The 16,443-nt window shown below is 36.5% G+C and carries 15 protein-coding genes; 12 read left to right on the top strand and 3 right to left on the bottom strand.

All coding sequences use genetic code 11. From position 1 onward, the window contains the following. The first annotated feature begins 1 nt into the window (after window position 1). From ND811_RS10070 to ND811_RS10050, 5 genes are all read left to right on the top strand, one after another. Complete coding sequence (locus tag ND811_RS10070; RefSeq protein ID WP_265351970.1) at window positions 2–802, top strand: DUF1365 domain-containing protein; 801 nt, start codon at window positions 2–4, stop codon at window positions 800–802. Continuing rightward, entirely contained in the window at window positions 759–2,072 is a 1,314-nt protein-coding gene (locus tag ND811_RS10065) for an SAM-dependent methyltransferase (protein WP_265351835.1), read from the top strand. The genes ND811_RS10070 and ND811_RS10065 overlap by 44 nt, the downstream gene beginning before the upstream one ends. A 98-nt stretch (window positions 2,073–2,170) precedes the next feature. Next, window positions 2,171–2,626 carry an SRPBCC family protein gene (locus ND811_RS10060; RefSeq protein WP_265351836.1) on the top strand — a complete coding sequence of 152 codons (456 nt, stop codon included), beginning with the start codon at window positions 2,171–2,173 and terminating at the stop codon, window positions 2,624–2,626. Window positions 2,627–2,684: 58 nt separating this feature from the next. Then, window positions 2,685–3,047 carry a PLU-1-like domain protein gene (locus tag ND811_RS10055; RefSeq protein WP_265351837.1) on the top strand — a complete coding sequence of 121 codons (363 nt, stop codon included), beginning with the start codon at window positions 2,685–2,687 and terminating at the stop codon, window positions 3,045–3,047. Between the two features lie 126 nt (window positions 3,048–3,173). Then, the gene (locus ND811_RS10050) at window positions 3,174–4,193 is read left to right on the top strand and encodes a DUF1574 domain-containing protein (protein ID WP_265351838.1); all 1,020 of its coding nucleotides are present in this window, start codon (window positions 3,174–3,176) and stop codon (window positions 4,191–4,193) included. On the opposite strand, the gene ND811_RS10045 is transcribed toward ND811_RS10050, so the two are convergent. Beyond that, complete coding sequence (locus ND811_RS10045) at window positions 4,147–5,670, bottom strand: peptidase MA family protein (RefSeq protein WP_265351839.1); 1,524 nt, start codon at window positions 5,668–5,670, stop codon at window positions 4,147–4,149. The two genes, ND811_RS10050 and ND811_RS10045, sit on opposite strands and share 47 nt — an antisense overlap. Between ND811_RS10045 and ND811_RS10040 the strand changes: the two genes are divergently transcribed. From ND811_RS10040 to ND811_RS10015, 6 genes are read left to right on the top strand one after another with little or no spacing between them, the layout of a single operon-like run. Beyond that, window positions 5,665–6,312 carry a hypothetical protein gene (locus ND811_RS10040; RefSeq protein WP_265351840.1) on the top strand — a complete coding sequence of 216 codons (648 nt, stop codon included), beginning with the start codon at window positions 5,665–5,667 and terminating at the stop codon, window positions 6,310–6,312. The genes ND811_RS10045 and ND811_RS10040 overlap by 6 nt on opposite strands. A 34-nt stretch (window positions 6,313–6,346) precedes the next feature. Then, the gene (locus ND811_RS10035) at window positions 6,347–7,822 is read left to right on the top strand and encodes a nucleotidyltransferase family protein (RefSeq protein ID WP_265351841.1); all 1,476 of its coding nucleotides are present in this window, start codon (window positions 6,347–6,349) and stop codon (window positions 7,820–7,822) included. After that, entirely contained in the window at window positions 7,812–8,852 is a 1,041-nt protein-coding gene (locus ND811_RS10030) for an NAD-dependent epimerase/dehydratase family protein (RefSeq protein ID WP_265351842.1), read from the top strand. The genes ND811_RS10035 and ND811_RS10030 overlap by 11 nt, the downstream gene beginning before the upstream one ends. A gap of 1 nt (window position 8,853) precedes the next feature. Continuing rightward, on the top strand, window positions 8,854–9,576 hold the full coding sequence (locus tag ND811_RS10025; RefSeq protein WP_265351843.1) for a glycosyltransferase family 2 protein: 723 nt from the start codon (window positions 8,854–8,856) through the stop codon (window positions 9,574–9,576). Then, entirely contained in the window at window positions 9,549–11,117 is a 1,569-nt protein-coding gene (locus ND811_RS10020) for a hypothetical protein (RefSeq protein WP_265351844.1), read from the top strand. Before ND811_RS10025 ends, ND811_RS10020 begins: the two co-directional genes overlap by 28 nt. A gap of 14 nt (window positions 11,118–11,131) precedes the next feature. Further along, the gene (locus ND811_RS10015; RefSeq protein ID WP_265351845.1) at window positions 11,132–12,346 is read left to right on the top strand and encodes an AZOBR_p60025 family cell surface glycopolymer formation protein; all 1,215 of its coding nucleotides are present in this window, start codon (window positions 11,132–11,134) and stop codon (window positions 12,344–12,346) included. Here ND811_RS10015 and ND811_RS10010 read toward each other — a convergent pair. Both ND811_RS10010 and ND811_RS10005 read right to left on the bottom strand, forming a co-directional pair. After that, window positions 12,343–13,818: a PDZ domain-containing protein gene (locus ND811_RS10010; RefSeq protein WP_265351846.1), complete on the bottom strand. Its 1,476-nt coding sequence runs from the start codon at window positions 13,816–13,818 to the stop codon at window positions 12,343–12,345. The two genes, ND811_RS10015 and ND811_RS10010, sit on opposite strands and share 4 nt — an antisense overlap. Before the next feature lie 4 nt (window positions 13,819–13,822). Then, window positions 13,823–15,370 carry a S1C family serine protease gene (locus ND811_RS10005; RefSeq protein WP_265351847.1) on the bottom strand — a complete coding sequence of 516 codons (1,548 nt, stop codon included), beginning with the start codon at window positions 15,368–15,370 and terminating at the stop codon, window positions 13,823–13,825. 31 nt (window positions 15,371–15,401) lie between these two features. Here ND811_RS10005 and ND811_RS10000 point away from each other — a divergent pair, with 31 nt between their 5' ends. Beyond that, window positions 15,402–16,439: an ATP-binding protein gene (locus tag ND811_RS10000; RefSeq protein ID WP_265351848.1), complete on the top strand. Its 1,038-nt coding sequence runs from the start codon at window positions 15,402–15,404 to the stop codon at window positions 16,437–16,439. Window positions 16,440–16,443: the final 4 nt, after the last annotated feature.

Raw genomic sequence — 16,443 nt, 5'->3', positions numbered from 1 at the left:
TATGTATAGAGCGGACGTGTTTCATGCACGTACCGCTCCAAAACAAAACAAATTCCAATACAAAGTTTTTAATTTTTATCTGGATCTATCTGAAATAGACCAGTTGTCTCACGAAAGTCTCTGGTTTTCCAGGAATCGATTTAATTTGTTTTCTTTTTATGATAAAGACCATATCCAATTTGAAAAAGGAACGGTTTATGAAAACGTTAAGTCCTTTTTGGAAGCTTCTGGTGTTACCAATATTGGAAAGATATATCTGCTCACCAATCTCCGTGTTTTAGGTTATGTCTTTAATCCTGTAAGTTTCTATTTTTGTTTTGATTCAGAAGGTAAACCACTTGTATCGATTGCAGAAGTAGGGAATACTTTTGGGGAAATCAAACCTTACGTAGGTTATTTTAGGAATGCAAATGGTACCATTGCAGACCCTGAGGTTTACATTCGAGAACCAAAGAATTTTTATGTCTCTCCATTTATCAGTTTGGATTCCGAATTTGAATTTCGATTGAACCTGCCTGGGGATCAATTGCAGATTGGTGTCGACTCCTTTGAAAATGGAAAACGAATTTTAACGACTTCATTTCTTGGAAAAAAAATTCCCTTCCAATCAAAATACTTGTTAAAACTTTTTATCGAATTTCCATTTATCACCGTCAAAGTAATAACATTGATTCATTGGCAAGCGTTCAAACTTTGGATCAAAAAAATTCCTTACATTCAGAAACACCAAAACTTAGAGAAACAAACAGGAGTCTCCCTTGGAAAAATCACAGAACCAGTCCCTCTTAGAAGACACGATTGATTCAGAACTTTTTACCGAATTAAAGAATAAGTCTATCGTAGACCAGTTCCCTATTTACAGAAAAATTTTTTTTAAAGCATTGAGTACTATGAAACGAGGATCACTTCGTATGATCCTTCCTAATGGAGAGCAGATCATCATTGGAGATCGAAATTCTTCGTTTGAACCGAAATTTCATTCAGCACTCATCCATGTAAAAAATCCTGTTTTCTTCAAGAAATCAGTGTTACATGGCGATATTGGATTTTCTGAATCTTATTTAACGGGAGATTGGGAAACAGATTCTATTGAAAATGTAATTTCTTGGTTTATATTGAATGTGGATGATAGTCCAAGTCTTTCTGGAGCAAAAAAGAAATTATTTCACTTGGATTTGTTCAATTTAGGCAATAAATTCCTGCATTTTTTAAGGAAAAATACCTTATCTGGAAGTAAAAAAAATATTGTAGAACATTATGATTTAGGGAACAAATTTTATAAATTGTTCTTAGACCCATCAATGACTTATAGTTCCGCTTATTTCGAATCCTTGGAAGACAGTTTGGAACAAGCTCAAACAAAAAAAGTGGATAAACTTTGCCAGAAACTAAAACTAAATCCAGCTGATCATCTTTTGGAAATCGGGAGTGGTTGGGGATTTTTATCCATCCATGCAGCAAAAAATTACGGTTGCCGTGTGACTACCGTTACACTTTCAGAAGAACAATATAAATATGCTAAGGAAAGAATTGAAAAAGAAGGACTTTCGGACAAAATCGAAATTCGTATCCAAGATTATCGTAAGATCGAAGGACAATTCACTAAAATAGTATCTGTAGAAATGTTGGAGGCAGTCGGGGATGCCTATTACGAAACTTTCTTCCAAAAATGCCAGGACCTTTTGACAAGAGATGGGATTATGGCCCTCCAAGTCATTACTTGCCCAGATTCCAGGTTTACTTCTTTTAAAAATGGAATCGATTTCATTCAGAAACATATTTTCCCTGGATCTTTATTGCCATCGATTGGTCGTATGAACCAAGCCATTAATCGAACCGGAGATATGTATTTATTCCACCTGGAAGATATGGGTTTAAGTTATGCAAAGACTCTTAGACTTTGGCTCAAAGCGTTTGAAGAAAACCAGACAGAGGTGAGAAACCAAGGTTATAGCGAAACCTTTATTAGAAAATGGAGATATTATTTGGCTTATTGTGCAGCAGCGTTTCAAATGAGAAATATTAGCGTGGTTCAATCTGTTTACGTAAGACCAAACAACCTGAATCTATGAGTTTTTGCAAAATACAGCTATCGAAGGGGAGTTCGTCGGTGGCTGTGCTCTAAAAAACATCTTGCCAAAGAATCGCTCTATCTTTACTACTCAAGTCTATGAGAGAAACAAAGTCTGAATTCACCTTTGATGAACCAATAGAGAAATTGTGGTCGGGAGTTACCGTCTATGAGGTGTTAGTCCATTGGTTGGCAGACGAGGTGAGGGGAAGGCCAAAGGTCGGTGGAGATTTTTCATGGACTTGGAAATTGGGTCTCGAAGGTGATTTCACCACTCATGGAATTTATAAAAAAATTGAGCCTTTCAAAGAATTAGTGATGGAATGGAAAGACCATCCCGCTGATCCTACGGGGTCAATTTATTTACAATTATTATTTGAATCATTAGGTCCTAATCAATCTAAGCTAACTATTGTTAATGGAGGTTTCCCTCTTGGTGAAGGTTCCGATGTTTGGATTGATGGGGCAAAAGAAGCTTGGGATGGACAAGCAGTTCAGCTAAAAGACTTTTTAAAAAAGAATCCTGACATCACAAAATTTTTTAAAAAGTCTTGATCTCTAAGGCCTTTCTAAAATCCTGGTAAAAGTAAGGGTTGTTAAGGAGGGTTGGAAGATGGAATATCCCGAATTGGAAACATATTTCCAGAAATTAACTGATATAACTGACCGTATCGCAATGATGAACAATCATTTTGATGCGACACCTGAGATCGACATACCACAGTTATCTGAGTTTTTTGCTGACATTCAATCAAAGGATTGGGAAAATACGGATAGAGAGTATTATGAACTCTTTACAAGTTATTTTACTTTCCATGTAAAAACTGTGGAAGAAATCATTCAAGAAGCTCGCGAAATTCTGAACCCAGAAAATAGAGAGTATGTGAAAAAATTAGTAAGCCATATCCGTAACGCGGAAGATTGGTTTGCCAGTCTCAAAAAGAAACGTAAACTCGCTCGCACTCAAGTCGCTTAAACATTACACTCCCTTGGCCAAAAGCTCAAGGGAGCCTCTTCAATTCGCTTTACAATTAAATCAACTTCCTTTCTCCTTTCAGATATGCTCAAGGCACGGTTTCTTTTTTACCCGGTTATCCTTTTATTGTTTTTGTTTTTGGTGGATTCGATATTTCGGATTCCCTATGTTCAGACAATTACCAAAATTGATCTAACTGCCGTTAACTATAAAGCCAAGTCAGATTTCTTAAAAAAACTAACCACCGAAAAACCAGGGGTTCACTCTTCCAAATCGAAAAAAATCATGTTGATTTTGGGGTCATCTCGCCTTCTTTATTTTGATCACGACGAACTTGTTTCTTTTTACCCGGATTGGGAGATTTATAATTTGTCATCGGCGGTAACAACACCAGCTTATTATGATTTCCAACTAACTAAAGTTTTGGATGCAGGGATCAAACCAGATTTAGTCATTATGGAGACTGACCCAAATCAGTTTAACCAGAATTCTGTATTTAAGAGCTCAAATCTAACTTATAGTTTTGATTTACCTTACGTCCTTTCTAATATCAGTTTGTTTGGAAAAGACCATGTTTCCTTTTATCTTGGTCGCAAACTTTTTGCTGTAGGTACTTATAAACCATATCTGGATCAGATGTGGAGAAATTATAAAAATCCATTTTTAGAAAACGCTTTTTCGATGCATAAGGATACTTATGATTATATTCTCAGCCACAATGGTAATGGTTTATCTCCAGTTGATAATTATATGGAGAAGGACTCTAATTCCTTACAAATGACTAGTCATAGAACTTTGGATTGGTTGTTTGCTTCCTATGTTCGTAGCCCCATGCAGTTTGGATTTTATGAAAAAATTCTAAATCGTTTACAATCTGAAAAAATAAAAACAATTATTGTATGGCCCCTTTCTTCTCCAGACTTTGAAGCACTAATAGAAAAAGAAAAATTAGTAAAAACATGGGAAAATGAAATCGATAATCTCACTAAGAATTATAATTTTCCTCTTCTAAAATTAAAAAATGATCCATCTTATTCGTGTAATGCGTTCGCAGACGGAGGTCACGTAGCAAAAGATTGTTACAGGAGTTTGATGCGTTCTATTCTATTGGAATACTTTCGAACGTACGAGCCGAATCGTTTATAAATTCAATTCCGCAAATGGGAGTTGGCCCCGAATGGGGTGTCTCTTCAATAACCGATTTGAGTGATCTCGGTTTTTTAGGTACGGATTGACTCGTTCCTTCTGTATTGGTTGAAACATATTTTGTACTTGCATTGAATCCTGAAGGGGAGTCTGCCCAAAAAAAGACTCCTTTATTTCCCGCTCCAGTCACTCGCCCATAGTTTTTTCTTGTACTTCCCGGTATGGTCGGAGTTCCCCACGCTGTAGTATAAAAGTTTGTGGCACCTTGTTTTATCGACGAACGATTGATAGTTGGCACTATGGGATTTGTGATGATTCTTGAAAGTGAGGGGCTGTTTGCCAAAAGGTAATTTCCTGAAACAGAAGACAAATCAACGGGAGTGGCACTAGCTCCATCGGCATTTACATATTCCACAGAGGAAAGATTGTTTGTAAGTCCAAAACTCTGAGTTACGAGTAAGGCATAGATTCGAAAAAAAACTTCTGAGTTTTGAGAACCGAGTAAGGTAGAATTAAAATTGGCGGAATTTCGAAATAAACTCATCAAACTTCCTGTAGAATTAGCTCGAATGCCTCCAATGCCAATCACTGAGTTGCGAAAGAAGGACTGTCTTTCTGATTCTGTTGTTCCAGAGCTATCATATAAATAACGCATAAAAACATAAGCAAATGAATATTGTTTTAATACATTGGAGCTATTATTGTCCCAATCTAATAGAGAAACTCCATTGATTCCATCAGTACACCTTGAGTCGTTTACGCCCGAATAACAATCCAGTCGACTTGTTTGAGGCCCATAACCTGCAATATCGCTTGCAACTTCGCTAGTTCCTTCATTGATCCAAAGTTCATCGGTTTGATTTGCTGCTCGCATTCTTGGATATCGCAACAAGTGTTGGAATTCATGAGCCGCCGTAGAAGCAAAAGCATTAGGATCGCGACTAAGTGCTGCAATTAGTTCTTTCCCATCTAAATACAAAACTTCTGCATAATTGGATCGAATGGGGGATAAAAAATTGTCTGGAAAAAAGTTTACTGGATCATAATAGCCTGCCACATAAGCACTGTTTGCTGTAGCTCCGTCCTTGATGTCCATAACAAGGATTTTCACTTTTCCGTTCCCATCCACATCACTTGGTGTCCCAAATGTAGTAATTAATTTGGGATAAGTGATTGTATCAAAATCTTTCGCGAACTTTGCTAAATCATAGTTAACGGATAAAGATCTTTCTTTATAAACTACTACATTAGTTCCTTCTCCCACTAATTCGACAGGAACACAAACGCTGCTTTGTGAAACCAAATCCCTGGCCCAAAGATCAGGTCCGGTAAAACAACTTCCCCCAAGTAATGAATACAAACCCAGTAGCAGGATGAGATCGTCATTTTTTTCCTTTTTGGAATTTAGCGGATTGCAATAAAAAGTGAATGATGTTATGAAAATGAGAGGGATAAGAATCAGTCGTTTTAAATGCATAAATTTCTGAAATTAAGTTTTTTTACCCTGATCTTCTTTTGGACGATTCCAAACGATTCAAAGTCGTTGGATGGATTGTACTTTTCTGAACGACTACCAACAGAGAATGGATACCTAATACTAGGGATAGAAATTTTTACAGAAAAGGGAAAGTCTTTTTATAACGCACAGGAACTTCGCTTTCAAAATTCCCGTGGTTGGGAAGAAGTTCTATTTGTAGGAAAAATCACGAAGGTAGGGGATGAAACCCTTCTTGTCCCTGAGGCTTGTCAAATCCGGGCGACTGAGGTTTGGGGTAAAAAAATGGCTCTCCTGCGTAGATTTGATTGTGACCATTTGGAATTTCGTTTGGGTTTGTTGTCTTCGGGAAAATTCTTCCTTTCGGAATCCTTACTCGGAACCAAAAAAGAGGTTGTTTTGCCTTATGTATTGAACCAATCGGTGGGAAATCCGGTGGCAGTTCGGTTTGAAGCCAGTGAAATGTCGACAGAGGGGATTTGGGGCTTCCATTTGAATGGACTCGGTGGAAAGGACCCGGAATGGACCTGGAATCCTTCTAAGCTGCGTTGGGAACCGTTCCAAGGTTATAAAACTGGAGATGGATTGCAATTCTACCGATGGAAACGAACCTTTTCTAATTGACCCACTAGTCCGTTTCAGGGACTTTCCTTTTACATTGAAAAAGATCAGAATTGGGGTCATTGCGGCTGCCGGAAAAGGAACCCGAGCATATCCCCGAACCAGCTTCATTCCAAAACCACTCTTCGTCATCGAAGGGAAGTCCATCCTCCACCGCAATGTGGAATTAATGGTCAAAACCTTCGGGATAGAAAAGGTTTATGTTTTGGTGGGTCATCTCAAAGAACAAATCATTGCTGAAATTGATCATATTCGTTTGGCACTTCCCAAAGTTGTGATCGAACCTGTGAATTGGACAGAAAAAGGTTTGGCTTCCGATGTAGCAAGTCTTGAGAAAACGATTCATGAACCCTTTTTAACCATTTTAGGTGATGAATTTTATTACCGAACCGATCATGAAATCTTTTTAAAAGTATTAAAAAAACACCCACAAATGGCCGCATCCATAGGGGTTGTAAAAACATCCTTACTTTCCAGAATTCGTAAAAATTATTCCGTAGTATTAGAGAATGATAAAATACTAAATTTAGTAGAAAAACCAGAAAACCCACCCAATGAACTTTTGGGTTTAGGCAGTTATTTTTTTACTCCAGAGTATTTTGAGTTTTTTAAAAAAACACCAGCATCTCCAAAATCGGGAGTAATAGAGATAACAGATGTTATCGATAAGATGGCAAAGGAATCCAAAGGTGGAGTCTATGCTACCATGCTTAGTTGCGATTACTTCAACATCAACTCCATGCAGGACTATTACCATGCGGTTTATGAGGTAAGAAATGACTTGTTTCATAAATTTAAAACCAGTTTGGTGATACCAACAAACAACAATGAAAGATCTATCACGGATGTGATTGTTGATTTTAAAGACAAATTTAATGAAATCATTGTTATCGATAACGAATCTACTGACGAAACTTTAGCACTTAGTAAAAAAGAAAAAGTAAAAACCTACACCTTCCCTGGTGATGGAGATCCTACAAGGCTTGGTGAACAAGTGAGAAGGGGAATCGAATACGCTACTGGTGATATCATTGTTGTAGTTTCTCCCGATGGATCATTCAGGTCTAAAGATTTTCCTAAACTACTCGAATACATGAAAGATTCGGATATGGTAATTGGAACTCGCACCACAAGACAGATGATCGAACAAGGTTCTAACCTAAAACCACTTTATCGTTTGGTGAATTTACTTATGGGTAAATTAGTGGAAGTATTTTGGTGGGGACAAGAACCAAGGTTTACCGATGTGGATTGCCAGTTTTTTTCTGTTTGGCGGGAGTCTTATGAACGAGTGAAACCGCAGCTAGTGGTGGAAGATCGTAAGTTCATTGTAGAACTGATGATCGATATTGTAAGGTCACATATGCGTTGCATTGAAATTCCGGTGTCTTATTTCAAGCCAGTGGGTCAGGTGGAATACAGATTACGTGATATGATTTCTGATTCTATCCACATTTTGAAATTAATTTTATCTAAAAAGTTTTACCTAGGAGAAGATCGCGATGGCGAATAAAGTATTGGTAACAGGCGGCTGTGGATTTTTAGGATCCCATGTTTGTGAATTATTTCGTAAAGAAGGTTGGGATGTTGTTAGTTTTGACAACATGACAAAGTATGAATTAAAACGAACTGGTTATGGAACAGACGCCACTCGGGATTATAATTGGAATTATCTAAAGTCAATCGGTGTCACAATGGTAAAAGGTGACATTCGAAATTTAGAACATTTGATGGATCGTTCTACTGATTGTGATTATATCATTCATACTGCTGCGCAACCCGCTATGACCATTTCTTGGGAAGATCCAGAACTTGATTTTTCAACCAATGTAATTGGAACTTTTAATGTAATGGAAGCAGCACGGAAACACAAAATTCCTGTTGTAAATACTTCTTCGATTCATGTTTATGGAAACTCAATTAATGATAGTTTGACGGAAGGAAAAACTTCATACGAAAGAAACCCAGTAGAAATTCCTGTGACCCAACCAACGATGGTCGGTCAAATTTCCCCTCTCCATGCTTCGAAAATGAGTGCTGAACACTATGTACGTTCTTATACTGATATGTACGGTGTAAAAGCTGCGAGTTTCCGGTTTACAGGTATTTACGGCGAACGTCAGTTCGGTGGAGAAGATCACGGTTGGGTAGCAAATTTTGCGATTCGTTCTGTATTTGGGCTACCACTTCGTATTTTTGGAACGGGGAAACAAACGCGAGATATTTTACACGCTGAAGATGGTGCTAAATCCTATTTAGAATTTTTTAAAAATCCAATCCCTGGTGTTTATAATATTGGTGGTGCAAGCCCTCACAAAATATCACTATTGGACTGTATTAGCCTCATTGGTGAAATTCTCGGTAAAAAACAAGAGATCCTTTTTGAAGTAGAAAGACCAGGTGACATGCGTTATTTTATTTGCGATATCACAGAAGCAAAAAAATTCGGATTCAATCCTAAGATTCTTCCAAAAGAAGGGGTCACTCGCCTTCTCAAATGGATTGAAGCAAACAAAGAAGTATTCAACATCTCTGGGAAATAGAATGTCCAATAACACACTGGTTGTCATCCCTGCATACAATGAAGCCGCAACGATAGAAGAGGTGGTACGGGGTGCGATTGTTTATGCAGATGTTTCTGTCACTGATGATGCTAGTAAAGATGCTACTCCTGTCATTTTGGCCAATCTCCAGAAAGAGTTTGGCCAAAGGCTTCATGTGATCCGTCATGAAAAAAATACTCATATTCCAAGAGGAATTCAAGACGGCATGAAATATGCTGTGGAAAAAGGCTACGATTGGGTAATTACAATGGATGCCGGTCTTTCGCATGATGCTGGTTATTTGAAAGAATTTCAATCCTTTCCTGAATGTGACTTAGTCATTGGTTCCAGGACTTCGACTGTAAATGTCCCTTTGTATCGAAAGTTTATTTCCTGGTTTGCTGCCAAGGTAATGAATTATTGTTTATCCAAAGGAATCTTCAATCTTTTCGGAGCGAATTTGCGAGATTGTACAAGCGGCTACAGAAGGTATTCCAAACCTATGTTTCAAAAAATCGCAGCTTATCCATTAGAGTCTGTGGCGTTTGATTTTCATATGGAAGCACTCTCTATTGTAGCGAATAATGACGGATCAATAAAAGAACTGCCAATACGATATATTTTTTCTAATAGTAGTTTTAACCGTAAGGTATTGAAACTTGCCATCCAATTTGCAAAAAAACTTTTGTTACGAAAATGGAAACTGATCCCACAATACCCGTAAACAAATCCCATTTCGGTTTGAAATGGAAAGTTTTACTTGTTGCCTGTAGTTTGTTAGGTGGAACATTTCTTTTAGATAGTGTTTTCTTTTTTGAAATATTTTTTTTGTTCCCCAATGAGACGGAATGGGATTCCTCTCCTTGGTATAATTTCATACATAAAACAAAAGAATTACAATCTACGAAGGAAAAACACAGAACTATCATTACGGGAAGCTCGGTTGCTTTGTATTCTGTTTTGCCTGATGAGCTAAATCAAAAAGAAAATTCTAAAACAAAGTTTTCTTTTTTTTCTCATGTAGCAATGGCACCAACGGATCTTTATTATTATAAAGAAAATTTATTAAATTCTCATCCGGACTTAGTTGTTTATTTGCATAATTTTGCCGACTTGCAGTGGGAATATTTAGAACCGAAAGACGGTAAATTTTTATTTGATGAGTCAAAATGGGTTCGAGAATTTGGTGATCGTTATCCGGCAAAAACAATTTATCCTACTGCCTATTTAAAAGATCATTGGAAAGAATTACCTAGAAAAACAATTTCCAAACTCGCAACGAAATCACTATTTTATGTCAGTAGATTTAGAGTTTTTTTCTGGGATCCTATTGAAGTTTATATTGATAATCATTTCCGAAGTGGAAGGAAGTATCATCTCTACCAAGGGGAAAAACCTAGGGAAGGAATTTGGTCAAAGGGATGGACTAAACAGTCAGCAACACTAGTTTGTTCAGAAAAAAAAACCAAAGAATCTATTTTCACTCAAAAGCCAAAAACTAAATTAAAATTTAGCTTTTACTTAGATAACGATTCTCTAACTCGCAAACAACATATTTTAGAATTGGAAAAAACTTTTGATCGATCAGGATGGAATGATTTAGTTTGGACTGATTTGATCGATCATTCTCTGGATTGGTCTGTAGTTAAAATCCAAGTGTTATCAGAATTATCTACTGCAAAGGAAGTAAATCTCATTCGATATGGAAAAGATGAATCGGTGGGCATTCGCCTGTCTCATTTTTTTTGTAAAACTTCGGATGTAAACAACCGTTCTTATTCTCGTGGAAGTTATTGGGATGACACTCGTTTGGTGACAATGACAACCGAAGACTTTACGGAAGATTATTATGAACGTATGATAAGAGATTCGGGTTCGAGAAATGAACTTTGGCGCTTACATTTTGTCCGCGAAGCCAAAAAAAACGTTAATTCAGTGACTTTTGAACCTTGGTTGGAATTCAATCGCATTCTGCAAATCTCCGATTATTTTTATCAAAGCAGGATTCCATTTGTATTGATCCTCAGTCCAGAAAATCCAATTGAGTTCCAGTTTTATAAAGATTCGCAATGGAGAAAGGATTGGAAAACAAATTTGAAAAAACATTTAGAAAGTAGGGGTCAAACACTCATTGACCATACGGAGGCCGTGCGTGATGTCAGATACTTTTTTGACCCACACCATTTAACATACGAAGGTGCTCATTTTTATAATTCGATTTTTTTACAGTCCTTAGAACCTATGTTGGCACAATCTCATCCTTAATTTGGAGTTAATTTATGATTTTGAAACGTTTATCCCCAATTTTTTTATTTTTAAATTCCAAACAATGGTTAACGGTATTTTCTTTTTTTCTGATTTGGGGAATTTCCACTTTAGGTTATTGGAAAAAATATGAATGGAACCCGAGTTCTATGGTGAATTTTGGATATGAGTTTGCCTTACAAAATCAGAAAGAAACTCCTGAAAAAGCCATTTTATTCAAAGGAGAACCAGGGGATTTGGGGGCCGGTTATGACGGTCAGATTTTTTATTATTTTTCGCGTCCTCTTTCTGAGTTTAATTTGAATTGGCCAAAAGGTTTTGATGAATCTTACCGAGCGCCAAGAATCGGTTATCCTTTGTTAGTTGCTTTTTTTGGCCTTTTGGGAAAAACATCTGCCATTTTTGGTATGTATTTCTGGAATATTTCTCTTATATTACTTTCCTATTTTTACTTACGTAAACTTTTGGATGAAGAAACTAAACCATTTGCCATTTTATATCTTTTAAGTCCGTTTGCTTTGGGAAGTTATTATGTACTTGTGAGTGATTCTGTAATGGTTTCTATCTTAATCATTGCATATTACTATTATGTAAAAGAGAATTATATCCCATTTGTGGTGCTTTCTAGTTTGGCTATTTTAACGAAGGAACCTGCATTGTTTTTATTATTTCCTTTGGGACTAGCAGCTTTATTTCGTAAAGATTGGAGACGAATGTTAGTAGTGGGATCTGTTCTTATTATCCCCGTTTGTTGGCATTTATATTTAGCGTATCGTTTCCCCAATTGGAGACCAGGTAGACTCACTGATTTCATTTTGCCATTTGAAGGTTTGATATCTTATATGGAGTCTATTTGGAGGTTGGTAGGAAGTGGATCCCATTGGAAAGATCTCGCTCGTTTATTATCAAGATTTCCGTTAGTCATATTATTCTTTTTAGGTTTGTTTTTGCCATTTACAGGGAAAATCCGAAAAGGTTGGGAGTTCCGTATTTCATTTTCGTTAATTATGTTTATGGTGGGAACGGCAGGGTACTATCATTTTTGGTCTGTGTATGAAAATGTATCGAGAATGTTTACCTTATCAATACCCATTTTATTGTTATTACTCAATGAAGATAAGACCATCAGAAAACAAGAATATATCTTATTTACTCTTTTGATTCTAGTTCTGTTTCTTGTGAAAGTTTTACTAATTTCGAGGCAGTTACATTACCAAGTTGGATTCTAAAAATTAGAATCCTTCTGGATTTGGAAACTTTGTTTTGCTTCTGCATTTAGTTTTTGAATTTCTTCTTTTTTAAAAATCATTTCAAAGCCATCGTTCATCACAAAATGAATATAAGGTGAGTTTGACTCTTTTACTAAGTTTTGCAATTGATCCAAAGATTGGATTGGTGTCCCATTCATCGTCTTTAAGATGATTTGATGCGCACTATGGTATGCTTTGTTTCCTGAAAGTGGCAAAACTTGGGATAAAAACACAATTTTCCCCTCGTTATTATTTCTTTTGATACGGTAAAAATCATTCAGATAAAGAAGTTCTTTGCTGACGCGATTTCTCCATTGATTTCCGTGTTCCGTTAGGTATTGTTCTGACAGTTCTTGGAAAATAATCCCGGCTAACATTAGATATTTGGGAGTTTGAAATCTGGAATTTCCATAAGGAATGCGGATCGAAGATTCTTGTAATGGTTTTAATTCCAATTCGAATGAAATTGGCTTTTTGTTTCTAAATACTTTTAGTTTAATTTTTTTTCCAAAAAAAGACTCGTTATCATTTGTATTATGGAACAAATAAGATAGATTGAGTTTACCAAACTTGGGGTGATCAAAATATCCTTTAGGATCTATTTTAAAATTGGCGACTTCGAGTAAAATATCCTCTAATTGCAGAATCCCCTCAGCAGAAGATCCTGGGTAAACCTCAGCAATGAGAACACCAAGATCATCTTTTCTTAATCCATAATAATTTCTTGTAGCACTATCGATGAGCGGTTTAAAACGAAAACCTTTGAATGGAAATGATTTACCTTCGATAAAATGTTTTATTGAAAAAGAAGGAATCACTTTGCCAGTACCAGTTTCTTTGAATTGGTACAAAATACCTTGAGGAATTCTTGCGGTTGCGTCTACGATCAGTTCGCCCACGCCATCTAGTTTGTCTTCCGATTGTACTTCGATGTAAGGAAGTTCGATATAACCGCTAGAATAAGAATCCATATCTAAACGAATCATTCTTATCTTTTTCTCTTCCAAACTTCTTTGGTCTTTACTTTCCATCACAAGACCAGTCCCCGGTAAAAAAATCTCACTAGGGAATGTAACTGCTTTGAGATCTTTCGAAGCATTGGGTTCACTCAGTTTTAAAATGGCAAGCCCAAGATCAGGATCAAGTCGCTCTAGTTCTGCAGTAGAAACTTTAAGAGAATCAGGTTTTTTAATTTCAATACTCGTATAAAAATAAATCGCCTGTGCGGGGATTAAAACTCTATTCTCACCGATATAAATCCCAGTGGATTGGCGAACCTCGGGATTTTTTAATCTCCAAGGTTGAATGAAATGGGGATATTGAACCGTTATTTTTACTTGGAGAATGGAGTTATCGGTTGGGGCAACAGGAATTGTTTTCCCTTGTAAATATCCTGTAAAAATAAGCAAAAGTATAAAAGCAAAGGTAGATTTTCGATTTAAAAACAACATAGGATCAGTTTCCTGTTAGGTGGTATATTTTTTTAATTTCAAGATCAGCACGTATTGCTTCCTCGCGATCCAATATCATTGGTAATTGGATCCCGTAAAATTGGATTCGTAAGGTTTTTTCTTTAGAAGATTCCACAAGTTCTTTTAAGTGAATTAGATTTTTAACCTGAATCCCGTTTAAAGACTCTACTACCATATTCAAATAAAAATCGGAGTTGGAATTGATTGGATGTGGTAACTTTCGATACAATACAACATCTTCTGTTTGTCCATTAGAAAGAGCGGTAACATCATAAAATCGATATACAAGGAGACTTCCTCCTTGGGTTTGTCCATTTTTACTCCATGTTTCTAGTAAATCTCTATTCACAGTCTGAAATACTAGACCGCCAAACACAAGATAATCGTAATTAACTCCATATCTTGCTCTTTGGTTTTCCATTTGTGGCATTTTTTTGGCAGGAAATTTAACCTTTATCTTTTTTTTATCGCGAATCAGATCAAATTGGATCTCTTCTCCCGCAAATTTATTATCCACGACTTCCAAAAAATCTATAGAATTTGATTCTAGTAGATTTCCATTCCTGCCGATTTTACGTCCGTCAATGGCTATTAAATAATCTCCAGGTTTTAAATACCCATCGGCAGATCCTTGGTTTAATACCTTTGTGACAAATACTCCTTCCTCGTCGTTAGGGATTCCGTAGAATTGTCTATGAGAGTCTGAAAATGAAGGTTGTGTTTGGATCCCTAACTCAACATAACCATGATAGATTCCATCTTCAATATCCTTTAGAAAATGGTGTATCACTGCCGTCGGAATAATGTAGCCGATATTTTCTCCTTTGGTGGATGCTTGGAAAGCAACTCCGACAACCTTTCCGTTTTGGAGGGCTGGACCACCCGAATTCCCTGGATTGATGGCAGCATCCACCTGTACTACCAAATGACTATCAATTTGGGAATGTGCATAGGTTGATTGTTCAATACGTGATACAATTCCCCGGCTAACAGATATTTTGTTTCCACCAATGGGGTAACCAACGATGTCTACTGGACTTGCAAGTTCTGGTAAAGTTCCAAGCTCTAAGAAATTACTATCATTATAAAATTCTGGATCGGGAACTTCCAGTAGCGCCAAATCACAATCATGCGCTATAAATAAGACTTTTAATTCGAACCATTCCGTTTGGTTGTTTCTTTGAGCTTCCATAAATTTTGCATTGGAAACAACATGGGCATTGGTAAGAATGCGGTTTTTGGAAATTAAAAAACCAGATCCGGTCGATGCGGAAATCCCAGATGACATCCAAGGGGAGTAGGGGTCTTTGGCTTGTGAAAACACTCGGATTTGGACTACAGATTTCCTGATTTCGTCAATAGATTGTCTGGATTCTTCGCTTTGCAATGGGCTTAGGAATAAACTGATAAAAAATAAAATAGTACTCGCAAAGAGAGACGGGTAGTGGAGAATTTTTTTCTGTTTTTGCATGAGTTTGTTTGAATCCATTATATTCGGAGTTACTGCCTTTTTTTCACTAATTGCCGGCATTGTTTCTTTTAGAAAGAATCCTCGGACAAGAATGAAAACAAGTTTTTCAATACTTACCGCTTTTTTCTGTTTTGGTGATTTGACAATACTTGGCGACACTTTGTTCTTAGAAAACCGAATCTTAAACGAACCCCACTCGATTTCTACCTATCTTGTATTGGAATCTTTTATTCTACTGTATTTTGGCTTACAATTCCCAACATTCTTTCGCAATTTTTCTCGTTTGGTCGTAATTTGTTCCTTCGTTTTAGGAATGGGGATTATGCTATTATTTATAGATTTGGGGCTTCTAAACGAAGTATACCCAAAAGCTAGTTTAATTTTATTGAAGTACTATTATAACACTTATTATGTGTTGGCTTTTTTAGCATTTGCATATCTAATCATTGCCAAACTTCAGTATAACTTTCCTGCTATACAAAAATTTATGGAGTATATTTATTTTGTTACTTTTCTCACCTGTATTTTCTTTATAGTTCTTTGTTTTTTCCCAATCTGGATACCATTAACGACTAAATATTTTTTACATTTTTTTCTTTTCCTAAATTTATTGTTCCTTTCTTGTTTTGTTGTCTTTTTGTTTCATTATTCTTTTACAGAAAATTATTTGACTCATCCGTTTTCCTTTCTTTTCGAAAGATCCACTAAAATTTTTGAAGATCAAATCCTTGCAACAAGATCGCATTCAAGGCTCATCAAAGAGAAACTTTGGGGTTTGTATGACAAAAGGAATTGGCGCCAAATTATGGATAGTTTTTGGTTTCAGATTCTTGTTGATGAAACCTTAGACAATGCCTTAGAACACGGAGGCAAACGGGAAGACGATATTATTACCGTACATGTATTTGAATCGCGTCAGTACATAGACGTTTATGTGATTGATAGTGGTAAGGGATTTAATCCACGTCTTGTTCCCAGTCCTACAGAATCGGATCGGAAGTTAGTCACTGGGGGAAGGGGAATTCATATTTTAAAAAAACTGTTTGTGGTACGATGGAATTTTCTCGGCAATGAGGTAAGTATCCGAGTGGATAAAACAAAGAGTTCTGACTGGAAGTCTGTAACCTAACCAA

This window comes from Leptospira soteropolitanensis (assembly GCF_026151655.1).
GTDB lineage: Bacteria > Spirochaetota > Leptospiria > Leptospirales > Leptospiraceae > Leptospira_A > Leptospira_A soteropolitanensis.
Note: the sequence above shows the minus strand (reverse complement) of the source record. Positions and strands in the feature narration are given on the sequence as shown.